The sequence below is a fragment of the Lysobacter sp. Root604 genome (assembly GCF_001427505.1).
GTDB lineage: Bacteria > Pseudomonadota > Gammaproteobacteria > Xanthomonadales > Xanthomonadaceae > Lysobacter.
Map to the genome: position 1 here is coordinate 1010098 of NZ_LMGS01000001.1, position 22623 is coordinate 1032720.

Sequence of the window (22623 nt, forward strand, 5' to 3'; positions counted from 1 at the left end):
GTTCAGCCCCGCGGTGCGAATGAGAAATAAGGCATGACTAAGGCCTGGCGATTGCGCCGCGTGGCCTTCCGGGCCTTGCGGTGCGGTACTGCGTCAACGGCCGGCTCCGCGGCAGAGGCTTTATCCAGTGCGTTCGCCAGGGCCACCGCGGTGGCGACCTCGGCGGTCAGGGCGGCGACGTCGGCCAGGTTTTCGACCTGCTGGGCGCGGGCCTCGATGCGCAGGGCCTGGGCCTCGGCGCGACGCACGATGGCGGCGGCATCCAAGGGCAGGGGCGCGGCCGCAGCCGCGACCTGGGCGGCGGGGGCTTCCGGCAGGGCCGGGTTCGCCGCCACCAGGGCCAGCACCAGCGTGGCGCCGCTGACCAGGAGGGCTGAAATCGAGTTATGGAGCTTGCTGTTCATGGCGAACGTCCTGCTCGTTGGTAGACCGGTGTTGTATGCAACTATAACACCAAAACACGCCCGGTCAAGTCCGGCCTACCCAACTGAAGTCATACTTGGCCCACCGGCCGTCCGGCCCCGCTCCGAAGCCCGCCATGAACGCTATCGCCCCCCGCATCCGCCGTACGGCCGCCGTCGCCGCCGTTTCCCTGCTCCTGGTCGCCGGCCTGGCTTCGGCCGCGGGCGGCCTGCTGGACCGCAGCTTCCGCCCGCTGGCGGGCAAGCAGGCGGTCAACCTGCGCGGCCAGTACGGCGGTCAGGTGCTGCTGGTGGTCAATACCGCCAGCAAGTGCGGTTTCACCCCGCAATTCGAGGCGCTGGAAGGCCTGCACGCCAAGTACAAGGGCCAGGGTTTCGCCGTGCTCGGCTTCCCCTCGGGCGATTTCAAGGCCCAGGAATTCGAGGACGAGAAGCAGATCCAGGAGTTCTGCACGCTCACCTACGGGGTCAAGTTCCCGATGTTCGAGAAGGTGCACGTGGTCGGCGAACAGGCCACGCCGCTGTATCAGGACCTGGCCCGCAGCGCCGGAGAAGCGCCGAAATGGAACTTCCACAAGTACCTGATCGGCCGCGACGGCAAGCTGATCGCCAGCTACGGCAGCAAGATCAAGCCCGACGATCCGACCGTGGTGGCCGCGATCGAGGCCGCGCTGAAGGCACCGCGCCCCAAGAAGGCCGGTTGAGCGCGCGCAGCGGCCCAGCCGGTGCGAGCAAGGCGCCGGCGCAAATACTGTGAATTTCGGTGCGATTGCCGATAGGCGCGCAGCCCGCGACAATGGCAGGCTTGCGCCCGCATCCGCAGCGTCAATCATTCCCAATACAAAGGAGTAGGGACCCGATGAAGGCTTTTGTGCGCGGCGCCGCCGCGCTGATCACCACTGCGGTCGCGCTGAGCAGCGCGGCGGCCATTGCCCAGGACAAGACCGTGCTGACCACCGAACGCGAAAAGATCAGCTATGCGATCGGCCTGGACGTAGGCAAGTCGATCAAGCCGGTGGGTCCCGACCTGGATATGGCCGCGTTCGAGAAGGCGGTGCGCAACAGCTTCGACGGCGGCAAGCCGTTGATCAGCGAGGACGAGGCGCGCGCCACCGATCAGGCCCTGCGCGCGCGCGTGGCCGCACGCGACGGCAAGCCCGCGCCGGGCAGCGCCCCGGGCACGCCGCCGCCGGCTCCGCCGGCCGTGGCCAAGGAAAAGGTCAGCCAGCTGGTCGGCGGCTACATGGTCGGCCCCTCGCTGGCGCCGATCAAAGCCGAAATCGAAGTGCCGCTGCTGATGCAGGCGGTGCGCACCGTGCTGGGCGACGCCAAGCCGCTGCTCGACGAGACCCAGGAAAAGGCCGTGCTGACCGCTTTCAGCGAGCGCATGCGCAAGAAGATGGAAGCCGATGCTGCCGCCGCGGGCGAGAAGAACCGCGTCGCCGGCGCCGACTTCCTGGCCAAGAACAAGGCGGTCAAGGGCGTGTTCACCACCCCGTCGGGCCTGCAGTACATGGTGCTGCGCGCCGGTTCCGGCGCGCGTCCCAAGCCCAGCGATCGCGTGCGCGTCAACTACAAGGGCTCGCTGCTGGACGGCACCGTGTTCGACAGCTCCTACGACCGCGGCCAGCCGGCCGACTTCGGTTTGAACCAAGTGATCCAGGGCTGGTCCGAAGGCGTGGCGATGATGAACGTGGGCGCGAAGTTCCGCTTCTGGATCCCGGCTGAACTGGCCTACGGTCCCAAGGGCGCGCCGCCGAGCATCGGGCCGAACGCGACCTTGACCTTCGACGTCGAGCTGGTCGAGATCCTGTAAGGACTAGGTGTCCGGCGTCACGGCGTCGGACACGCGCGGCATGCGATAAGCGATACGTTCAGCCGGCCGCTGGCAACTTGGCGGCTCCCCCGATTGCAAGACGGCATGACCGAGCAGGCATGCCCACCCACCAGGAGTTCCGTTTGATGAAGCCCTTCCTGCGCCACACCGCCCTCGCGCTCGCCGTGGGTTCGTTGGTTCTGTTCGCCGCCGGCTGCGACAAGAAGCCCGGCGAAAAAGCAGCCGACGCGGCCAAAACCGAAACCGCAAAGGCCGACGGCAAGGGCGAGGTCAAGGCCATCCCCGGCCTGGCCACCGAGAAGGAGCAGGTCAGCTACATGATCGGCCTGGACATCGCCAAGTCGCTGGAGATGGCCAAGGACGAGATCGACCTGGACACCATCAACAAGGCCATGAAGACCGCCCTGGCCGGCGAAAAGCCGCTGATGGACGAAAAGCAGGCCGCCGAAGTGCGCGACAGCTTCGCCCAGAAGATCCAGGCCAAGCAGATCGCCAAGATGATGGCCGAGGCCAAGAAGAACCTCACCGACGGCGAGGCCTTCCTGGCCACCAACGGCAAGAAGCCGGGCGTGGTGACCACCGCCTCGGGCCTGCAGTACCAGGTGCTGACCGAAGGCAAGGGCGCCAAGCCCAAGCCCACCGACATGGTGCGCGTGCACTACAAGGGCACCTTGCTGGACGGCAAGGAGTTCGACAGCTCCTACGAGCGCAACCAGCCGGTCGAGTTCCCGCTGCAGCAGGTGGTGCCGGGCTGGCAGGAAGGCATCGCGCTGATGCCGGTCGGCAGCAAGTACAAGCTGTGGATCCCGAGCAAGCTCGGCTACGGCGAGAAGGGCACCCCGGGCGGTCCGATTCCGCCGAACTCGGTGCTGGTGTTCGAGGTCGAGCTGCTCGACGTGCTCGGCGCCGGCGGTCCCAAGCCCGGCAAGTAAGCCGCCGCGCCTCGCGCGCACGCGTGCCCGGCGGCGGAGTTCGCCGGGCACGAACGCAACGCAACAAGAGAGCCCGATATGCGCGTTACGATTTTCGGCACCGGTTACGTGGGCTTGGTCACCGGTACCTGTCTGGCCGACGTCGGCCATGACGTGGTCTGCGTCGACATCGACGCGGCCAAGGTCGAAGGCCTGAACCAGGGCGTGATTCCGATCTACGAGCCCGGCCTGGAGCCGATGGTCAAGGCCAATCACGCCGCCGGCCGTCTGCACTTCACCACCGATGCCGCCGCCGCGATCGCGCACGGCGACATGATCTTCATCGCGGTCGGCACGCCGCCCGACGAGGACGGCAGCGCCGACCTGCAGTACGTGCTGGCGGTGGCCCGCACCATCGGCCGGCATATCGAACGCGCGGTGGTGGTGGTCAACAAATCGACCGTGCCGGTCGGCACTGCCGACAAGGTCCAGGCCGCGATCGCCGCCGAGCTCGCCCAGCGCGGGGTCGAGGTCGGATTCGACGTCGCCTCCAATCCCGAATTCCTGAAAGAGGGCGATGCGGTCAACGACTGCATGCGTCCGGACCGCATCGTGGTGGGTTCGTCCAATCCGGCCGCGGTGGAGAAACTCAAGCGCCTGTACGCGCCGTTCAACCGCAATCACGAGCGCATCGTGGTGATGGACGTGCGTTCGGCCGAGCTGACCAAGTACGCCGCCAACGCGATGCTGGCGACCAAGATCAGCTTCATGAACGAGATCGCCAACATCGCCGAGAAAGTCGGCGCCGATATCGAGATGGTGCGCCAGGGCATCGGCTCGGATCCGCGCATCGGCTGGCATTTCATTTACCCGGGCGCCGGCTACGGCGGCTCCTGCTTCCCCAAGGACGTGCAGGCGCTGGCGCGTACCGCCCAGCACAGCGGTTACAGCGCGCGTCTGCTGGATGCGGTGGAGGCGGTCAACGACAGCCAGAAGGGCCACCTGTTCGAGCTGATCCAGCGCCATTACGGCGGCGCCATCAAAGGCAAGACCTTCGCGGTCTGGGGCCTGGCCTTCAAGCCCAACACCGACGACATGCGCGAGGCCTCGAGCCGGCGCCTGTTGGCGCAGTTGTGGGAGGCCGGCGCCAAGGTGCGCGCCTACGATCCCGAGGCGACCGAGGAAGCCCAGCGCGTCTTCGGCGAGCGCGACGATCTGGTCCTGTGCGATTCCTCGCGCGCGGCCCTGGCCGACGCCGACGCCTTGGTCGTGGTCACCGAGTGGAAGCAGTTCCGCAGCCCCGATTTCGCGCGCGTGCGCAACGCGCTGGCCGACGCGGTGATCTTCGACGGGCGCAACCTCTACCATCCCGATGAGGTCGAGTCGGCGGGCCTGGCCTATTACGGCATCGGCCGCGGCCGCTCGATCCGGCTGGACACGCCGTGAGCGCCGACACCGCCAGCGCCGAGGTCGAGCGGCGCCTGATCGACCTGGAGACGCGGCTCGCGTTCCAGGAGCATGCCCTGCTCGAACTCAGCGACGCGCTCGCCACCTCGCGCGACGAGGAAACGCGCACCACGCTGCTGCTGCACCGCGCCCTGGAGGAACTGCGCCAGCTGCGCATGGCCATGTCCAGCGGCGGTCCGCTCGGCAACGACGCCGCCAGCGAGCCGCCGCCGCCGCATTACTGATCGCCGCGGCGCGTTCACCGACAGCGCCCGAACTCGTTAGATCCCTTATCCACGCACGTCCCCCAGCCGAAGATCCAAGCCGATGAGCGACACACTGCGCGACCAATTGTTAGGCCTGGGCTTCAAGCCCGCGCCCAAGCCCGAGCGGCCCGAACGCGGCAACGATCCCAAGCGCGGCAACGGTCGTCGCGACGGCAAGCCCGCGTCGGGCGCGCGCGCCGATGCGCGCGGTCCGGGCGCCAAGCCCGCACAGCCGGGTCAGCACCGCAACGAACAGCGTCGCGGCCCGGGCGGCAAGCCGGCTGGAAGGCCGGCCGGAAAGCCGGGCCAGCCGGGGCAGGGCAAGCCGCGCTCGCGCGAGGACATCGACCTGGCCAAGGCCTACGCGATCCGCGCCCAGCGCGAGAAGGACGAGCGCATCGCCGCCGAACAGGCCAAGCAGGAAGAGGCGCGCCAGCGCCGCGAGGCGCGCGCGCGCCTGGCCGAACTGGTCAAGGATCAGGCGCTCAACGTGCCCGACGCCGAGATCGCGCGCCACTTCCCGTACGGCGGCAAGATCAAGCGCATCTACGTCACCCCCGATCAGCTCAAGGCGCTCAACGCCGGCGAGTTGGGCGTGCTGCAGATGGACGGCCGCTACGTGCTGGTGAGCGCGCAGATGCTGGCCCAGGCCGAGGCGGTGTTCGCGCCGGCGGTCGCGCTCAAGGTCGATCCGAACGCGCCCGCCCAGGACGACCCCTACGCCGATCCGCAATACCAGGTGCCCGACGACCTGGTCTGGTAAGGTCGCGCCGTTCCGATCACCCGCGCCGCGGCGCACGCGGCGCGTCCGCGAATGGATACCGATGCGCGTAGACGAGCGTCAGTCAGACTATCTTCCGTATATCGACGGCCTGCGCGCCGTCGCCGTGCTCGCGGTGGTCGCCTACCATCTCAATGCGGCGTGGCTGCCGGGCGGTTTCACCGGCGTCGATATCTTCTTCGTCATTTCCGGCTTCGTGGTCAGCGCTTCGGTCGCGCGTTTTCCGCGCGCCGGCTTCTTCGAATCGCTGCTGCGCTTCTACGCGCGCCGCCTGCGCCGGATCGCGCCGGCGCTGATCGTCTGCCTGCTCGCGACCGTGGTCGCCAGCGCCTTGTTCATTCCCGAGGCCTGGCTCAGCGAGACTAGCCGCAATACCGGGCGCATGGCCTTCTTCGGGCTCAGCAACTTCGTCCTGGCCGCGACCGGCAACGACTATTTCTCGCCCAAGGTCGAGTTCAATCCCTACACCCACACCTGGTCGCTGGGCGTGGAGGAACAGTTCTATGTGGTGTTCCCGCTGCTGTTCCTGGCTTGGAGCTACGGTGCGCGCAAGCGCTGGATCTCGCTGGGGCTGTTTGCGGTAGGCGCGCTGGTGTCGCTGTGGTACGCGCGTTTGCTGGCAGGGGCCGGCGACCGCGCGGTCGAGGCCTTCTATCTCAGCACCAGCCGCTTCTGGCAGCTGGGCGCGGGCGTGCTGCTGTACCAGGCGCTGAGCCTGGCGGGCGTGTCGGCGCGCACGGGCGAGGGCGGTGCGCGCGTCGGGGCCTGGCTGCGTTCGGCCGGACTGGCGCTGGCGGTGCTGCTGATCGCGGCCGGTTTCGTGTACGCGCGGCCCGGCCATTCGCCTTGGCCCGACGGCGTGTGGCCGGTGCTGGGCACGCTGTTGCTGCTGGGGCTGCTGTACGCCGGCGGCGCGGGCGGCTGGGTCGGACGCGTGCTGTCGACCGCGCCGGCGGTCGGCATCGGACGCATCTCGTATTCGCTGTACCTGTGGCATTGGCCGGTGTTCGTGCTGTTCCGCTGGACCCTGGGACTGGAGTCGACCGGCACGCGCGCGCTCGCGCTGGGCCTCACGTTCGCGCTCGCGACGGCGTCCTATCTGTGGGTCGAACGCCCGCTGCGGCATGCCGCGCCGCTGGTGCGTATGCGCAACTGGGGCTTCGTGACCGCGGCGGTGCTGGTGGTGTTCGCCTCCAGCGCGATCTACCGGCATATCGCGCGGCATGCGCAGGATTACTCGCTGAGCGTGGTCAGCCGCAACGCCGGCGACTGGTATCCGTACGGGCCGGAAACCGATCCGGCGTATCCGGGCTGCAAGCTGGTATCGCGCACCGAACAGATCGAGGGCGGCGCGGCCTGGGTCTACGAGCGCAGCGGCTGCGCGTCGGCGCCGGTGGACGCGCGGCGCGTGTTCGTGGCCGGCGATTCGCATGCCGGCGCCTATTCGGAACTGCTGCAACGCTCGGTGCTGGCCAGCGGCCGCACGGTGCGGCTGTACTTCGCCGGCGGTTGCGGCGTGGCCGGTCTGGTCGATCGCCGCGAGTTCGACAACCCGCAATGCCGTGGCTATGTCGATGCGGTGCTTGCCGACGTGACGCGCCAGGCGCGCAGCGGCGACGTGCTGTTCCTGCCGGCGCTGCGCCTGCCGCGGCTGTCCGAGCAATGGATGCTGTTCGACGAACAGGCGGCGGTGAGCGCGATGTTCAGCGCCGATGCCGACGCTTCGCGGCGCCAGGGCGTGGCCGGTGCGATCGAGCGCCTGCGCCCGCTGGCGCAGCGCGGCGTGCGCATCGTGTTCGAGGCGCCCAAGCCCTTGCTGCGCGCGCCGCCCTACCGCTGTTCGGATTGGTTCAATCGCGACAATCCGATCTGCGCGCGCGGACTGACCGTGGAGCGCGATTTCCTGCAGCGTTACCGGGCGCCGGCGGTGACGGCCTTGCAGCAGATCGCCGCGCAGGTGCCGGGCGCCAGCGTCTGGGACCCATTCCCGCTGCTATGCCCCGGCCCGACCTGCGCGGCGCTGCGCGATGGCCGCCCGCTGTACTTCGACGGCGACCACCTCAGCGGCTACGGCAATCGCGTGCTGTTGCCGGGCTTCGCCGCGCACCTGGAGGGGTTGAAGACGGGCGCGTCGGCTCCGGTTGTGGTCGCGCCCGCGCAGTAAGGTTCAGGGCGCGCCGGTTCAGGCGGCTTGCATCGCCTGCGTCGCGCCGTTGGCGGCGGCGGCAGGGCGCATGCGCGCGATCATCGCCGCGATCGCCTGTGCGGTGTCCAGCGGCCGCTCCATCGGAAACAGATGGCTGCCTTCGATCCAGGCCCAACGCCCGTCGACCAGACGGCGCGTGGCCGCGCTGCCGGCATGGCGCAGTTCGCGCGAACGCGTGCCGGCCAGGAAGGCCACCGGCACGCGCAGCCGCGTGGCCAGGTCGCTCAGCGCGGTGGTCGGCAGGCTGCGGTAGATCGCGTATTCGGTCTCGCGCACGAACGCCAGTTCGCGGCCGCCGTCGTCGGCGACGCGGGTGCCGTGTTCGACATAGTCCCGCAGCACGCGCGGGTGCCAGCGTGCGAACGCGGGCTTGGCCTGGAAATGCGCGAGCACCGCCTCACGGTCGGGCCAATGCTTGCGTCGCTGCAGGGTCGCGCGCATCGGCATCAGCAGATTGTCCAGGCCGGTGCGGCGGCCGATCGCGACCAAGTGCGCGCGCCAGCCCGCGATCAACGGCGAATCCAGCATCACCACGCCGGCCACGCGCGCGCCCAGCGGCGCGTCGGCCAGGCGGTGCGCGGCGAGCAGGCTGAGGTAGCCGCCCAGCGAGTGGCCGACCAGCCAGATGCGGCGCGCGTCGCCGGCGGCGGCGTGCACGCGCGCGACCAGTTCCTCGACCAGGTGCGGCCAGTCCGGCGTGACCGGATAGCGTGGGTCGTGGCCGATGCGTTCCGGCCGCTCGATCCGGTAGTCGGCCGCCAGCGCGTCCAGCATCAGTCCGTAGACCGGCGCCGGAAAGCCGTTGGCGTGCGAGAACAGCAGCAGATCGGACATGGCGGGGCGGGGCGAGACGGCGGAGGATCAACCATACCATTGAGTACGGTCTCGGGGCATCCGCTGAGGACGCGGCGCTGGAGGGACGGAAGTTTTGCCGACCTTCAACCACGAACCGCATTCGCGGCAACGGCGACGATCGAGCGTCGCGCCGTGGCGCGACGCCGCGAACGGACTGTCGCAAGACGCGCACGCCTGGGCGCAGCCGTGACCGCAAGTCGCGGGCTATGCGACAGCGGCCGCCTAGGATGATCCAGGGCCGATGAGCGGCCCCGCGCCGACCGGCGCGACATCGATCGAGAGGGATTTCATGCGCGTCGTACCGACTCTGGGCCTGGCTTTATCCGGCCTGTTGTGTTCCACCTCCGTGCTGGCCTGCGACACCGTGCTGGCCGCCGATGTTTACGTCATCGACGCGCCGGGCAAGTACTGCCTCAACGCCAATCGCGATCACCCGCTGACCATCGACGCCTCCGATGTGGAGCTCGACTGCAAGACCCGCACGATTTCGCGCGGCGATCAGCAAAATGGGCACATCGGCATCGAAGTACGGCGCCACGACAACGTGACCGTGCGCAATTGCCGCGTCGACGGCTATCCGGTGGGCATCGAAATGCTGATCGAGCGCAACGGCCAGCTCATCAACAACACCGTGAGCAACGCCGGGCAGCCGATTTTCGTCTCTGGCAGCCGCGATCCGCAGGGCTCGCGCCTGACCGGCAACCGGGTCGTGGGCTACGAGCGCCAAGGCCACGAGGTTCCGGCCTGGACGCCCGCGATCGAAGTGTGGGATCTGCCCAAGTCGCAGCTGATCAACAACGTGGTCGTGGGCTACCGCGGTAACCGCGGCATCCTGATGATGCGTTCGCCCGAGTCGCAGCTCACCGGCAACCAGATGCTGGATTTCCTGGCCGAGGCCGACGGTGTGATCTCGATGCAGGAATCGCCGCGCACCCGCCTGGTGCACAACACCATCGCCCTGCAAACCGTGCGCGGGCGTTCGGCGGTCAGCAGCGACACCAACGACCACACCTGCGTGGAGAACATCGTGGTCAACGCCATGGGCGGCGGTTTCGAGATCTGCGGGGTGTCGCGCTTTAACGTGGTGCAGCCCTGGATCGAGCCGCACTGAGGTAGGCGCGGGCCGCGGATCGCGCGCGTAACGGCGATCCGCGGCCGGCTTGCACGGGTAGGCCGTGCTTGCCGCGAAGGCGGGGGTCCAGTGACTGCAAAGTCAAGCCTGGCGAGGCCCCTGGATCCCCGCCTTCGCGGGAATCACGGCAGCTCGCCTGTGGCGGTCGGGGCGGCGGCAGGGCCGCTACCAGACCGCGGTGTTCGGGCGACGTCGCTCAGCTGAAGCGCGACAAGGCCTCATGGCTAAGCTCGCGCACCGTAGACACGCCCAGGTCGCGCAGGATGCGGTGGGTGCGGTGCGGCAGCGGCGATTCGTCGATGTCGTGCGGGGCGATGTTCTTGCCGGGCACGCCGGGCAGAAATTCGATGCCGGCCGCGGCGTAGCAGTGCTGGACCAGCGCCGAGCAGTACAGCGCGCCTTCCTTGGCCAGCAGGTTGCTGCGCCGGCGCAGGCGCCGGCTGTGCATGGCCATCAGGGTGCCGACCAGCTCGCTGATCGAATAACTGGACAGGCCCGACAGCAGGTCCAGGCCGGCGATCTGGATCTGGCGGATCTGCGTCTCGTCCAGGCCGAAGTCGAGGATGGCGATGTTCGGGAAGGCCTCGGCGTCGTAATAGCGCTCGACCCGGTTCTCCTGCACGCCCAGACGGATCTGGCGGTAGCGCAGGTCCAGGTCGGACTCGATCACCCACCACTGGCCGTCGACGCGGCGCTCGCTGAAGACGAAGGCGTGCGACCACAGGCTGCGGTGACCGTCGTGGGTCAGCGGCGCCTGCGCCTTGCGGATCAGCTTGTTGATGAAGTCGCGGCCGCCGCACAGGCCGATCCGGCCGGGGCCGGCGTATTTCTCGATGAAGGCCGCGTTGCCGAGGTTGTCGTCGTCGGCGTCGGCATCGTGGTGGGGCGGCAGCGTTTCGCTCATCGGTCGTGCTCGGCAAGGGCGGCGGGCGGGGCGGTCGACGAGCGCCCCGCGCGGTGTCACTCCGGATCGTAATCCAGATTCGAGGCCAGCCAGCGCTCGGCCTGGATCACGCTCACGCCCTTGCGGCGCGCGTAGTCCTCGACCTGTTCCTTGTTGACCCGGCCGACCACGAAGTACTGGCTGCCCGGATGGCTGAAGTAGTAGCCCGAGACCGCCGCGGCCGGGTACATGGCGTAGCTCTCGGTCAGCTGCAGGCCGGCCTTGTTCTCGGCGTCGAGCAGGCGGAACAGGGTGGCCTTCTCGCTGTGCTCGGGGCAGGCGGGGTAGCCCGGGGCCGGGCGGATGCCGCGATAGCCTTCGTCGATCAGGGCGTCGTTGCTCAGGGTTTCGTCGTCGGCGTAGCCCCAGAACTCCTTGCGCACGCGCTCGTGCAGGCGCTCGGCCAGGGCCTCGGCGAAGCGGTCGGCCAGGGCCTTGAGCATGATCGCGTTGTAGTCGTCGTGGTCGGCCTCGAAGCGCGCCACGTGCGGCTCGATGCCCAGGCCGGCGGTCACGGCGAAGCCGCCGATCCAGTCCTGGCGGCCGGAGTCCTTGGGCGCGATGAAATCGGCCAGGCAGAAGTCGGGGCGGTCGACCGGCTTGTCGGCCTGCTGACGCAGGAAGTGCAGCACCGTGCCGGCCTCGTCGCCCAGCACCACGTCGTCGCCGACGCTGTTGGCCGGCCACAGCCCGAACACGGCCTTTGCGCCGATCCACTTCTCTTCGACGATGCGCTTGAGCATCGCGCGCGCGTCGCGGTAGAGCTCGCTGGCCTGGGCGCCGACGACCTCGTCGGTGAGGATGGCGGGGTAACGGCCGGCCAGTTCCCAGGTGTTGAAGAACGGCGTCCAGTCGATGTAGTCGACCAGCTCGGCCAGCGGATAGTCGTCGAACACGTGCAGGCCGGGCTGGCGCGGCGCCGGCGGCGCGTAATCGGCCCAGCCGCCGTCGTAGCGCTGGCCGCGCGCCTTCTCCAGCGGCACCAGGCGCTTGCCGTCGCCGCGGTTCTTGTGACGCTGGCGGATCTCGGCGTAGTCGGAGGCGTTGGCGGCCACGAACGGTTCGCGCAGCTCGATCGAGATCAGCGACTGGGCCACGCCGACCGCGCGCGAGGCGTCCTTGACCCAGATCGTCGGCGACTTGTAGTGCGGATCGATCTTGAGCGCGGTGTGCGCGCGCGAAGTGGTGGCGCCGCCGATCAGCAGCGGCATGGTGAAGCCCTGGCGCTGCATCTCGCGTGCGACGTGGCTCATTTCCTCCAGCGAGGGCGTGATCAGGCCGGACAGGCCGATCAGGTCGGCGTTCTCGGCCTTGGCCCGGTCCAGGATGGTCTGCGCCGGCACCATCACGCCCAGGTCGACCACGTCGAAGTTGTTGCAGGCCAGGACCACGCCGACGATGTTCTTGCCGATGTCGTGCACGTCGCCCTTGACCGTGGCCATCACGATCTTGCCGTTGGACTTGCCGACTTCGCCGGTGCGCAGCTTCTCGGCCTCGATGTAGGGCAGCAGGTAGGCCACCGCTTTCTTCATCACCCGCGCCGACTTCACCACCTGCGGCAGGAACATCTTGCCGGCGCCGAACAGGTCGCCGACCACGTTCATGCCGGCCATCAGCGGGCCTTCGATCACGTCCAGCGGGCGCGTGGATTCGGCGCGCGCGGCTTCGGTGTCCTCTTCGATCCACTGGTCGATGCCGTGCACCAGCGAATGGCTGAGGCGGTCGCGCACCGGGCGTTCGCGCCAGGCCAGGTCCTCGACCCGCTTCTCGCCCTTCTTGCCCTTGTAGCGATCGGCGATCTCGAGCAGGCGCTCGGTGCCGTCGGCGCGCCGGTTCAGCACCACGTCCTCGACCCGCTCGCGCAGGTCGGTATCGAGATCGTCGTACAGCGGCAGGGCGCCGGCGTTGACGATGCCCATGTCCATGCCGGCGCGGATCGCGTGGTACAGGAACACCACGTGGATGGCCTGGCGCACCACCTCGTTGCCGCGGAACGAGAACGAGACGTTGGAGACGCCGCCGGAGATGTGGCTGTAGGGGAAGCGGCGCTTGAGCTCGCGGGTGGCCTCGATGAAGTCGACCGCGTAGTTGTTGTGCTCCTCGATGCCGGTGGCGATCGCGAACACGTTGGGATCGAAGATGATGTCCTCGGGCGGGAACCCGATTTCCTCGGTCAGCAGCTTGTAGGCGCGCGAACAGATGTCGACCTTGCGATCGATGGTGTCGGCCTGGCCGACCTCGTCGAAGGCCATCACCACCACCGCCGCGCCGTAGCGGCGCACCAGGCGCGCCTGGCGCAGGAACTCGGCTTCGCCTTCCTTCATCGAGATCGAGTTGACGATGCCCTTGCCCTGCAGGCACTTCAGGCCGGCCTCGATCACGCTCCACTTGGAGCTGTCCACCATCACCGGCACGCGCGCGATGTCCGGCTCGGCCGCGATCAGGTTGAGGTATTCGACCATCGCCTTCTCGGAATCGAGCAGGCCCTCGTCCATGTTGACGTCGATGACCTGGGCGCCGTTCTCGACCTGCTGGCGCGCGACCACGACCGCTTCGTCCAGGCGGCCTTCCATGATCAGCTTCTTGAACTGCGCGCTGCCGGTCACGTTGGTGCGTTCGCCGACGTTGATGAAGTTGCTTTCGGGCGTGATCTGCAGCGGCTCGAGGCCGCTGAGGCGGGTCTGGCGGGGGAGTGCGGTGGTCATCGGGTGTGGGATTCGAAAATGCTCTTGAGGCTGGAAGCTGAGGAGTAGCAACGAGAATCTAGTAACGAGTTGGGGTGCGTCGGCTCGTTGCTGGTTTCTCTCTTTACTCGTTACTGACTTATTACTCGTTACCGATTCACGCCGCCGCGCTGACCAGTTCCGGCAGGCGTCGCGGCGGCGTGCCCTTCACCGCTTCGGCGATCGCCGCGATATGCGCCGGGGTACTGCCGCAGCAGCCGCCGACCAGGTTCAGCAGGCCGGCTTCGGCGAACTCGGACAGCACCGCCGCCATGTCCTCGGGGGTTTCGTCGTAGCCGCCGAAGGCGTTGGGCAGGCCGGCGTTGGGGTGGGCGCTGACATAGGCGTCGGCGACCTGGGCCAGCACGTCGACGTGGGCGCGCAGGTCCTTGGCGCCGAGCGCGCAGTTCAGACCGATCGCCATCGGCTGGACGTGGCGCAACGAGTACCAGAACGCTTCCGCGGTCTGGCCCGAGAGGGTGCGGCCGGAGGCGTCGGTGATGGTGCCGGAGATCATCAGCGGCAGGCGCGCGCCGCGCGCGTCGAAGGCTTCCTCGACCGCGAACACCGCCGCCTTGGCGTTGAGGGTGTCGAAGATGGTCTCGACCATGATCACGTCGGCGCCGCCGTCGATCAGGCCATCGGTGGCCTCGCGGTAGGCGATGCGCAGCTCGTCGAAGGTCACCGCGCGGTAGCCGGGGCGGTTCACGTCCGGGCTCAGCGAGGCGGTGCGGCTGGTCGGGCCGAGCACGCCGATCACGAAGCGCGGGCGCGACGGGTCCAGCGCTTCGGCGGCGTCGCAGGCCGCGCGTGCCAGGCGCGCGCCGGTGGCGTTGAGCTCGTACGCCAGGTGCTCCAGGCCGTAGTCGGCCAGCGAGATCGTGGTCGAGTTGAAGGTGTTGGTCTCGATCAGGTCGGCGCCGGCGGCCAGGTACTCGGCGTGGATGCCGGAGATCACCTCGGGCCGGGTCAGGCTGAGCAGGTCGTTGTTGCCGCGCTGGTCGCGCGCGCAGCCGCAGCCTTCGCCGTGCGCATGGCCGGCCTCGGCCTCGGGCGCGCGCAGGCCGTCGTAGCCCTGGGCGAAGCGTTCACCGCGGTAGGCGGCCTCGTCCAGCTCGTGGCGCTGGATCATGGTGCCCATGGCGCCGTCCATCAGCAGGATGCGTGCGGCGAGCGCGTCTTGCAGGGCGTGCGCGCGGGTCGGGTTGAGCCAGGGCAGGGTCTTCATGTTCAGGCCTTCTTGGACGGCTTGCGCGCCGGAGTTTCGACGGGGGGCTTGCGCGCGATCAGGGCGATGACTTCGAAATGCGGCGGCCGGCGCTCGCGGGTCACGGTTTCGCAGCTGACGATCTCGAAGCCGGCCTTGGTCGAGAACTTCTGCAGGTCCTTCTCCGAGAAGCCCAGGTTGACGTGGCCGTAGGCCGCGACCACGCCGCGGTGCTCGTGCCGGGCCAGGCTGGTCAGCAGCAGGCGCCCGCCCGGGCGCAGCACGCGCTCGGCCTCGGCCACCGCCTGCGCCGGGTGCTCGGCATAGGTGAGCGCGTGCATCAACACCACCAGGTCGAAGCTGGCGTCGGGGAAGGGCAGCGCGTGCATGTCGCCTTCGCGCACTTCGACGTTGTCGAGCCGACGCAGGCGCTCGGACGCGGCGGCGACCACCTTGGTGCTGGCGTCCAGGCACAGATAGCGGTTGGCGTGCGGTGCCAGCAGTTCGGCCAGTACGCCGTCGCCGGAGGCGATGTCGAGCACGTCGCCGGGCTGCAGCAGAGGCACCGCCGAGCGCGCCAGCGCCTCCCAGGTGCGGCCCGGGGAATAGTGGCGTTCCATGTCGCCGGCGACCGAGTCGGCCCAGTTCTGATCGGCCGCGCGCATCGACAGCACCCCGGCCACGCGCTCGGCGTCCTGGCGCAGCAGGGGATCGTCGCTGCCGGTGCTCAGGGTCTGCCAGAGCGCGCGTTGGGCCTGGTCCAGGGCGGCTTCGTCGAAGCGGTAGTAGGCCGACACGCCAGCGCGCCGGTCGCGCACCAGGCCGGCCTCCTTGAGCTTGGACAGGTGGGTCGACACGCGCGGCTGGGCCAGGCGGGTGATCGCCGACAGCTCGGCCACGGTCAGCTCCTCGCCTTCCAGCAGGGTCAGCAGGCGCACGCGGGTGGCGTCTGCGAACACCTTGAGTCGGGACGACCAGCCTTCGAGATCCATGGGTTGAGCCTTAGATATGCGGGATTCGGGAGTCGCGACGGAGAGGACAGGGCGGCGCCGGTGCCGCAGCGGGCACGGGCTGGATCCGCGATCGCCGGCCCTGGCTTCCATCAACCTATCGCGATACAGAGATAAGTGTCCTCCGCGCGCCCGAAAGGGTCAAGTCTTGCGCCGCGCGCGATGCAGCTGGCGTTGGGGTGGGAGGTGGGGTTATTCGGCGCGCGCGGCTACAATTCGCATAGCGGCCGCGGAACGATGGCCGCGGCTCGATCCGCGCGCCGGTTTGCGCGGCGCGGATCCCTGTCCCGGGGGCGGTTTCAGGCCGCCGCCACTCCAGAACCAGCAGAGGTGCCGACGTGGATTTTGGCTTTACCGAAGAGCAGTTGATGATCCAGGACGTGGCGCGCCGTATCGCCCAGGAAAAGATTGCTCCCAGCGCCGAGCACCACGACCGGACCGGCGAATTCCCGCTCGAGAACATCCGCACCCTGGGCGAGAACGGCCTGATGGGCATCGAAGTGCCGGCCGAGTACGGCGGCGCGGGCATGGATCCGATCAGCTACGTGCTGGCCATGGTCGAGATCGCGGCCGGCGACGCCGCACACTCGACCATCGTGTCGGTGAACAACTCGCTGTTCTGCAACGGCATCCTCAAGTTCGGCACCGAGGTGCAGAAGCAGCTCTACGTGCGCGCGATCGCCGAGGGCCGCGAGATCGGCGCCTTCGCCCTGACCGAACCGCAGTCCGGCTCCGACGCCACCGCGATGCGCTGCAAGGCGGTCAAGCAGGCCGACGGCAGCTTCGTGATCAACGGCAAGAAGAGCTGGATCACCTCCGGCCCGGTCGCCAAGTACATCGTCCTGTTCGCCATGACCGACCCGGACAAGGGCGCGCGCGGCATCACCGCCTTCATGGTCGACACCTCGCGTGCGGGCTTCCACCGCGGCAAGACCGAGCCCAAGCTGGGCATCCGCGCCTCGGCCACCTGCGAGATCGAGTTCGAGGACTACGTCGCCCGTGCCGAGGACGTGCTCGGCGACGAAGGCCACGGCTTCAAGATCGCCATGGGCGTGCTCGACGCCGGCCGCATCGGCATCGCCAGCCAGGCCATCGGCATCGCCCGCGCCGCCTACGAGGCCACCCTGGCCTACGTGCGCGAGCGCAAGGCCTTCGGCCAGCCGATCGGCGCCTTCCAGATGACCCAGGCCAAGATCGCCGACATGAAGTGCAAGCTGGACGCGGCCTTGCTGCTGACCTTGCGCGCGGCCTGGCAGAAGGGCCAGACCGAGAAGAACGGCGGTCGTTTCAGCAACGAAGCCGCGATCGCCAAGCTGACCGCCTCCGAGGCGGCGATGTGGATCGCCCACCAGGCCGTGCAGATCCACGGCGGCATGGGCTATTCCAAGGAAATGCCGCTGGAGCGCTACTTCCGCGACGCCAAGATCACCGAGATCTACGAGGGCACCAGCGAGATCCAGCGCCTGGTGATCGCCCGCAACGAAACCGGTCTGCGCTGATCGCCACGGCATGAAACGCATCGATATGAAGCGCATCGGCTCGTATCGAGTCACCGCCTCACCCGGGGATCGCGCTCGCGGTCTGCGGGTATCAAAGACCGTCAAACGCGACGCGGGCCGCCCGGCCCGCGGAGGCGTCGTTCTGCATCAAGCCGTCACGCCAGCGAACTGAATCTCTTCACGGCCCATGCGCGAGCGTGGGCCTCATTCCATCGGACCTCCAAGTTCCCATGAGCAGCAAACCCAAAGCCGCGAAACCGACCGCCCAGGCCGCCTCGAAATCGGCACCCGCCAAGGCCGCAGCCACCAAGGCCACCAAGGCGGCAGCCAGCAAGCCGGTCGCCAAGCGCAACGTCAGCCAGCCCGCCGCGCCCAAGAGCGACGCGGTGTCCCTCGAGCCGATCATCGCCGCGATGCGCAAGCGCCTGCCCAAGGCGCGCCACGCCGAGGCCGAGGCCTTCGCCCAGGCCTTCTACCGCCGCATGAGCGGCGACGAGCTGCCGCAGCACAGCGCCGACGGCTGGGCCGCGCTGGCCAGCGACTTCCTCGAGTTCGCGCGCGCGCGCAAGACCGGCAAGGCGCTGGTGCGCCTGTTCAACCCGACCATCAAGACCCACGGTTGGGAATCGGCGCACACCGTGCTGCAGATCGCCAACGACGACATGCCGTTCCTGGTCGACTCGGTCACCATGGCGCTGGCCGAGCAGGGCATCGGCGTGCACGTGCTGGGCCACCCGGTGGTGACCTTCCGCCGCGACAAGAGCGGCAAGATCGTCGCCGTCGGCGAGGGCGTGGCCGAATCGCTGATGCACCTGGAGATCGACCGCCAGTCGGTCGAGGCCATGCCGCGCGTGCAGAAGGCGCTGGAAGCCGTGCTCGAGGACGTGCGCGCGAGCGTGCGCGACTGGGCGCGGATGCGCGACAAGATGGGCGAGGTCGCCGACGCCCTGGGCGGTCGCAAGCTGCCGGTCAGCGACGACGGCCGCCGCGAGGCGCAGGAGTTCCTGCGCTGGGCCGCCGACAACCATTTCACCTTCCTGGGCTATCGCGAATACGAAGTCACCAAGAAGGGCGGCCAGGAAGTGCTGTGCGCGGTGCCCGACAGCGGCCTGGGCCTGCTGCGCGGCCAGGACGCCGGCAAGCCGCGTCCGCTGACCTCGCTGGCGGCGCACTACATGCCGCAGTCGGGTTCGGTCGACGCCCTGATCCTGACCAAGACCAACGCGCGCTCGTCGGTGCACCGTCCGGGCTACATGGACTACATCGGCGTGCTCAGCTTCGACGCCGACGGCAAGCCGGTGCGCGAGGAGCGTTTCATCGGCCTGTATACCTCCAGCGCCTACAACCGCCGCCCCTGGGACATCCCGCTGGTGCGCCAGCGCCACGCCTACGTGATGGACAAGTCCGGCCTGTCCTCCGACAGCCACAGCGGCAAGGCCCTGCGCCACATCCTCGAAACCCTGCCGCGCGACGAGCTGTTCCAGTCCGGCGAAGAGGAACTGCTGCGCACCTCCACCGGCATCCTCGGCCTGCAGGAGCGCGTACGCAGCAAGCTGTTCCTGCGCCGCGACCGCTACGGCCGTTTCTTCTCCGGCCTGGTCTACATCCCGCGCGACCGCTTCAACACCGACGTGCGTCTGCGCATCGAGGCCATGCTCAAGCGCATGCTGCACGGCGAGCAGGTCGACACCACGGTGCTGATCGGCGAATCGCCGCTGGCCCAGCTGCACCTGATCGTGCGGCCGAAGTCGGGCGAGGCGATCCAGATCGACAACGCCGCGATCGAGGCCGAACTGGCCCAGATCGTGCGCGACCGTCGCGACGAGCTGCGCGAGGCCCTGGTCGCCCGCCACGGCGAGGAGCGCGGCCTGGCCCTGATCAACCAGTACGGCCGCGCGCTGCCGACCGGCTACGTCGACGAAGTCTCGGCCGCGGTCGCCGCCAACGACATCGAGCACCTGGCCGCGCTCAGCGGCCCGGACGACCTGCGCCTCAACCTGCGCCGCATCGGCAGCGGCGAGGGCGGTCTGCGCTTCAAGTTCTACCGCCAGCACGACGACATTCCGCTGTCGGACGCGCTGCCGATGATGGAGAACATGGGCCTGCGGGTGATCTCCGAGCACCCCTACCGCCTGATCGCCGGCGACACCCCGCTGTACATCCAGGACTTCGAGGTCGAGACCGTCGGCGCCGACGTCGACGTGTCGCGCCTGGACGAGACCTTCGAGGACGCGTTCGGCCAGATCTGGCGCGGCAACGCCGAGAACGACGGCTTCAACCGCCTGATCCTGGCCGCCAACCTGTCCTGGCGTCAGGTCGCGATGCTGCGCGCCTACTGCAAGTACCTGCTGCAGGTCGGCGTGCCGTTCTCGCAGAGCTACGTCGAGGAAACCTTCTTCCGCTATCCGTTGCTGGCGCGCCTGCTGGTCGAGCTGTTCGAAGCCCGCTTCGATCCCTGCACCGGCAAGGAAAGCAAGGCCGATATCAAGGCCGGCATCGAACGCCTGAGCCAGCAGTTGCAAGCGCTGGCCGGCGGCGACGCGGCCGTGCTGGCGGCGCTGCAGCCGGTGATCGAGGCCCGTAACGGCAAGCGCGAGCAGCAGGTCGACGTGACCCGCTCGACCCTGAAGGGTCTGCTCGACCGCGTCGCCAGCCTCGACGAGGACCGCATCCTGCGCAGCTTCATCGGCGTGATCGACGCCACCCTGCGCACCAGCTACTACCAGCGCCCGGCCAACGGCGGCGAGCGCGGTTACGTCAGCTACAAGTTCGATTCGGCGCAGGTACCGGACCTGCCCAAGCCGCGTCCGTACCGCGAGATCTTCGTCTACGGCCCGCGCGTGGAAGGCGTGCACCTGCGCTTCGGCCCGGTCGCGCGCGGCGGTCTGCGCTGGTCGGACCGTCGCGAGGACTTCCGTACCGAAGTGCTGGGCCTGGTCAAGGCGCAGATGGTCAAGAACACCGTGATCGTGCCGGTCGGCTCCAAGGGCGGTTTCTTCGCCAAGCGTCCGCCGGTCGGCGGCGATCGCGACGCCGTGCTGGCCGAAGGCATCGCCTGCTACAAGATGTTCATCAACGGCCTGCTCGACGTCACCGACAACATCGTCGACGGCAAGATCGTGCCGCCGCGCGACGTGGTCCGTCACGACAACGACGATCCCTACCTGGTCGTCGCCGCCGACAAGGGCACCGCGACCTTCTCCGACATCGCCAACGGCATCGCCGCCGAGCACGGCTTCTGGCTCGACGACGCGTTCGCCTCGGGCGGTTCGGTCGGCTACGACCACAAGGGCATGGGCATCACCGCAAAGGGCGCCTGGGAGTCGGTCAAGCGCCACTTCCGCAGCCTCGGCCGCGACAGCCAGACCCAGGACTTCACCACGGTCGGCATCGGCGACATGTCCGGCGACGTGTTCGGCAACGGCATGCTGCTGAGCCAGCACATCCGCCTGCTGGCCGCGTTCGACCACCGCCACATCTTCCTCGACCCGAACCCGGATGCGGCCAGGACGTTCAAGGAACGCGAGCGCATGTTCAAGCTGCCGCGCTCGAGCTGGGACGACTACGACAAGAAGCTGATCAGCAAGGGCGGCGGCGTGTACCCGCGCTCGGCCAAGTCGATCCCGCTGTCGCCGGAGATCAAGGCCGCGTTGGGCATCGACGCCGGCGTGGCCGCGCTCAGCCCGACCGAGCTGATGAGCGCGATCCTGAAGGCGCCGGTGGACCTGCTGTGGAACGGCGGCATCGGCACCTACGTCAAGGCCAGCAGCGAGTCCAACCTGGACGTCGGCGACCGCGCCAACAACGGCCTGCGCGTCAACGGCAACGAGCTGCGCTGCAAGATGGTGGGCGAGGGCGGCAACCTGGGCCTGACCCAGCTCGGCCGTATCGAGGCCGCGCTGCACGGCGTGCTGCTCAACACCGACTTCATCGACAACTCGGCCGGCGTGGACACCTCGGACCACGAGGTCAACATCAAGATCCTGCTCAACGGCCAGGTCCAGACCAAGAAGCTGACCCTGCCCGAGCGCAACAAGCTGCTGGCCTCGATGACCGACGAGGTCGCCGGGCTGGTGCTCAACGACAACTACCGCCAGAACCAGGCGATCAGCCTGATGGAGCGGATGAGTCTGTCGCGCCTGGGCTCCAAGCAGCACTTCATCCGCACCCTGGAATCGCAGGGCCTGCTCGACCGCCAGATCGAGTTCCTGCCGTCCGACGCCGAGATCGCCGAGCGCAAGGCGCGCGGCCAGGGTTTGACCCGTCCGGAACTGTCGGTGCTGCTGTCCTACTCCAAGCTGGTGGCGTTCCAGCAGTTGCTGGATTCGGACGTGCCGGAAGACCCGTACCTGTCCAAGGAACTGGTCCGCTACTTCCCCGAGCCGCTGCAGAAGAAGTACGCCAAGGCGATGGAGAACCACCGCCTGAAGCGCGAGATCATCGCCACCGCGGTCACCAACTCCACCATCAACCGCATGGGCGCGACCTTCCTGCTGCGCATGCAGGAAGACAGCGGCCGCACCCCGGGCGAGGTCGCCAAGGCCTTCACCATCACCCGCGAGACGCTGGACGCGCGCGAGCTGTGGGCGCAGATCGACGCGCTCGACGGCAAGGTCGCCGAGTCCACCCAGATCGACGCCTTGCAGGTGATCTGGAACCTGCAGCGTTCGTTCACGCGCTGGCTGCTGTCGCGTCCGGGCGCGATTCCGGACATCGCCACCGCGGTCGCGCGCTATCACGACGGCTTCAAGGACATCCGCGCCGGCAAGGGCATCCTCGGCGACGGTCAGCGACCGGTCTACGAGGCCAGCTTCGCCGACTGGAAGGCCAAGGGCGTGCCGGTCGCATTGGCCGACCAGCTCGCGGCGCTGCCCTACCTGGAGCCCAGCTGCGACGTGATCGAGGTCGCGCGCGAGCGCAAGCTCAAGCCGGTCGATGTGGCCAAGGTCCACTTCCGCCTCGGCGAGGCGCTGCGCCTGCCGTGGCTGCTGGAGCAGATCGACGCGCTGACCGTCGACGGCCGCTGGCACGCGGTCGCACGCGGCGTGCTGCGCGAGGAGCTGGGCACCCAGCAGCGCATCCTGGTCGGCCAGGTCCTGGCGATGCCGGGCGCCAGCGCCGAAGCCAAGGTCAAGCAGTGGCTGGAGCGTGACGACGTCTCCCTGCGTTTCACCCTGGCGATGCTCAACGAACTCGCCGCGCAGAAGGCCCTGGACTACCCGACCGCCTCGGTCGCGGTGCAGCGCCTGTCGCAGCTGGCTTCGCGCGGCTGATCCACGCGCCCCTCTCCCGATGGGGGAGGGGCGCGGTTTTCCCGCCACGGCTTTGTCTGCCTGCGCATCCCCGCGGAATCCGCCGTCATCGGCATTTCCCCTGGCGCGGGTT

Annotated in this window: 16 protein-coding genes; 10 read left to right on the forward strand and 6 right to left on the reverse strand. The window is 68.6% G+C overall.

Annotated features, from left to right (window positions below; genetic code table 11):
• Positions 1–2 precede the first annotated feature (2 nt).
• Positions 3–404 carry a hypothetical protein gene (locus ASD69_RS04715; protein ID WP_056174508.1) on the reverse strand — a complete coding sequence of 134 codons (402 nt, stop codon included), beginning with the start codon at positions 402–404 and terminating at the stop codon, positions 3–5.
• A 134-nt stretch (positions 405–538) separates the two neighbouring features.
• On the opposite strand from ASD69_RS04715, the gene ASD69_RS04720 reads away from it, so the two are divergent.
• From ASD69_RS04720 to ASD69_RS04750, 7 genes are all read left to right on the forward strand, one after another.
• Positions 539–1126 (forward strand): glutathione peroxidase, encoded by a 588-nt coding sequence (locus tag ASD69_RS04720; RefSeq protein WP_056174511.1) that lies wholly within the window; start codon positions 539–541, stop codon positions 1124–1126.
• Between the two features lie 155 nt (positions 1127–1281).
• Positions 1282–2238, forward strand: a complete 957-nt coding sequence (locus tag ASD69_RS04725) for an FKBP-type peptidyl-prolyl cis-trans isomerase (RefSeq protein WP_056174514.1) — start codon at positions 1282–1284, stop codon at positions 2236–2238.
• Positions 2239–2357: 119 nt separating this feature from the next.
• Positions 2358–3191: an FKBP-type peptidyl-prolyl cis-trans isomerase gene (locus ASD69_RS04730; RefSeq protein WP_200943939.1), complete on the forward strand. Its 834-nt coding sequence runs from the start codon at positions 2358–2360 to the stop codon at positions 3189–3191.
• Between the two features lie 78 nt (positions 3192–3269).
• The gene (locus tag ASD69_RS04735; RefSeq protein ID WP_056174516.1) at positions 3270–4616 is read left to right on the forward strand and encodes a UDP-glucose/GDP-mannose dehydrogenase family protein; all 1347 of its coding nucleotides are present in this window, start codon (positions 3270–3272) and stop codon (positions 4614–4616) included.
• Positions 4613–4861 carry a SlyX family protein gene (locus tag ASD69_RS04740; protein ID WP_056174518.1) on the forward strand — a complete coding sequence of 83 codons (249 nt, stop codon included), beginning with the start codon at positions 4613–4615 and terminating at the stop codon, positions 4859–4861. The genes ASD69_RS04735 and ASD69_RS04740 overlap by 4 nt, the downstream gene beginning before the upstream one ends.
• Before the next feature lie 82 nt (positions 4862–4943).
• Positions 4944–5645: a DUF2058 family protein gene (locus ASD69_RS04745; protein WP_056174520.1), complete on the forward strand. Its 702-nt coding sequence runs from the start codon at positions 4944–4946 to the stop codon at positions 5643–5645.
• Between the two features lie 61 nt (positions 5646–5706).
• Positions 5707–7827, forward strand: a complete 2121-nt coding sequence (locus tag ASD69_RS04750) for an acyltransferase family protein (RefSeq protein ID WP_056174522.1) — start codon at positions 5707–5709, stop codon at positions 7825–7827.
• Positions 7828–7845: 18 nt separating this feature from the next.
• Here ASD69_RS04750 and ASD69_RS04755 read toward each other — a convergent pair whose 3' ends face one another.
• The gene (locus ASD69_RS04755) at positions 7846–8703 is read right to left on the reverse strand and encodes an alpha/beta hydrolase (protein WP_056174524.1); all 858 of its coding nucleotides are present in this window, start codon (positions 8701–8703) and stop codon (positions 7846–7848) included.
• 310 nt (positions 8704–9013) lie between these two features.
• Here ASD69_RS04755 and ASD69_RS04760 point away from each other — a divergent pair, with 310 nt between their 5' ends.
• Entirely contained in the window at positions 9014–9835 is an 822-nt protein-coding gene (locus ASD69_RS04760; protein WP_162250613.1) for a right-handed parallel beta-helix repeat-containing protein, read from the forward strand.
• 217 nt (positions 9836–10052) lie between these two features.
• Here ASD69_RS04760 and ASD69_RS04765 read toward each other — a convergent pair whose 3' ends face one another.
• The 4 genes from ASD69_RS04765 to ASD69_RS04780 all read right to left on the reverse strand — a co-directional run bounded on the left by ASD69_RS04765 (position 10053) and on the right by ASD69_RS04780 (position 15721).
• Positions 10053–10760: a hypothetical protein gene (locus ASD69_RS04765; protein ID WP_056174527.1), complete on the reverse strand. Its 708-nt coding sequence runs from the start codon at positions 10758–10760 to the stop codon at positions 10053–10055.
• A 56-nt stretch (positions 10761–10816) separates the two neighbouring features.
• Positions 10817–13504: a methionine synthase gene (gene metH / locus ASD69_RS04770; RefSeq protein WP_056174529.1), complete on the reverse strand. Its 2688-nt coding sequence runs from the start codon at positions 13502–13504 to the stop codon at positions 10817–10819.
• Between the two features lie 136 nt (positions 13505–13640).
• On the reverse strand, positions 13641–14750 hold the full coding sequence (locus ASD69_RS04775) for a homocysteine S-methyltransferase family protein (protein ID WP_056174530.1): 1110 nt from the start codon (positions 14748–14750) through the stop codon (positions 13641–13643).
• Between the two features lie 2 nt (positions 14751–14752).
• On the reverse strand, positions 14753–15721 hold the full coding sequence (locus ASD69_RS04780) for a metalloregulator ArsR/SmtB family transcription factor (protein ID WP_056174532.1): 969 nt from the start codon (positions 15719–15721) through the stop codon (positions 14753–14755).
• Positions 15722–16017: 296 nt separating this feature from the next.
• Between ASD69_RS04780 and ASD69_RS04785 the strand changes: the two genes are divergently transcribed.
• Both ASD69_RS04785 and ASD69_RS04790 read left to right on the forward strand, forming a co-directional pair.
• The gene (locus ASD69_RS04785; protein ID WP_343123757.1) at positions 16018–17238 is read left to right on the forward strand and encodes an acyl-CoA dehydrogenase family protein; all 1221 of its coding nucleotides are present in this window, start codon (positions 16018–16020) and stop codon (positions 17236–17238) included.
• 230 nt (positions 17239–17468) lie between these two features.
• On the forward strand, positions 17469–22511 hold the full coding sequence (locus tag ASD69_RS04790) for an NAD-glutamate dehydrogenase domain-containing protein (protein ID WP_056174536.1): 5043 nt from the start codon (positions 17469–17471) through the stop codon (positions 22509–22511).
• Positions 22512–22623 lie beyond the last annotated feature (112 nt).

What these genes read in the sequence shown, in the direction of transcription:
- ASD69_RS04715 (WP_056174508.1), bottom strand. Translation starts at nt 404, where the DNA reads ATGAACAGCAAGCTCCATAACTCGATTTCAGCCCTCCTGGTCAGCGGC.
- ASD69_RS04720 (WP_056174511.1), top strand. Translation starts at nt 539, where the DNA reads ATGAACGCTATCGCCCCCCGCATCCGCCGTACGGCCGCCGTCGCCGCC.
- ASD69_RS04725 (WP_056174514.1), top strand. Translation starts at nt 1,282, where the DNA reads ATGAAGGCTTTTGTGCGCGGCGCCGCCGCGCTGATCACCACTGCGGTC.
- ASD69_RS04730 (WP_200943939.1), top strand. Translation starts at nt 2,358, where the DNA reads ATGCCCACCCACCAGGAGTTCCGTTTGATGAAGCCCTTCCTGCGCCAC.
- ASD69_RS04735 (WP_056174516.1), top strand. Translation starts at nt 3,270, where the DNA reads ATGCGCGTTACGATTTTCGGCACCGGTTACGTGGGCTTGGTCACCGGT.
- ASD69_RS04745 (WP_056174520.1), top strand. Translation starts at nt 4,944, where the DNA reads ATGAGCGACACACTGCGCGACCAATTGTTAGGCCTGGGCTTCAAGCCC.
- ASD69_RS04750 (WP_056174522.1), top strand. Translation starts at nt 5,707, where the DNA reads ATGCGCGTAGACGAGCGTCAGTCAGACTATCTTCCGTATATCGACGGC.
- ASD69_RS04755 (WP_056174524.1), bottom strand. Translation starts at nt 8,703, where the DNA reads ATGTCCGATCTGCTGCTGTTCTCGCACGCCAACGGCTTTCCGGCGCCG.
- ASD69_RS04760 (WP_162250613.1), top strand. Translation starts at nt 9,014, where the DNA reads ATGCGCGTCGTACCGACTCTGGGCCTGGCTTTATCCGGCCTGTTGTGT.
- ASD69_RS04765 (WP_056174527.1), bottom strand. Translation starts at nt 10,760, where the DNA reads ATGAGCGAAACGCTGCCGCCCCACCACGATGCCGACGCCGACGACGAC.
- metH (WP_056174529.1), bottom strand. Translation starts at nt 13,504, where the DNA reads ATGACCACCGCACTCCCCCGCCAGACCCGCCTCAGCGGCCTCGAGCCG.
- ASD69_RS04775 (WP_056174530.1), bottom strand. Translation starts at nt 14,750, where the DNA reads ATGAAGACCCTGCCCTGGCTCAACCCGACCCGCGCGCACGCCCTGCAA.
- ASD69_RS04780 (WP_056174532.1), bottom strand. Translation starts at nt 15,721, where the DNA reads ATGGATCTCGAAGGCTGGTCGTCCCGACTCAAGGTGTTCGCAGACGCC.
- ASD69_RS04790 (WP_056174536.1), top strand. Translation starts at nt 17,469, where the DNA reads ATGAGCAGCAAACCCAAAGCCGCGAAACCGACCGCCCAGGCCGCCTCG.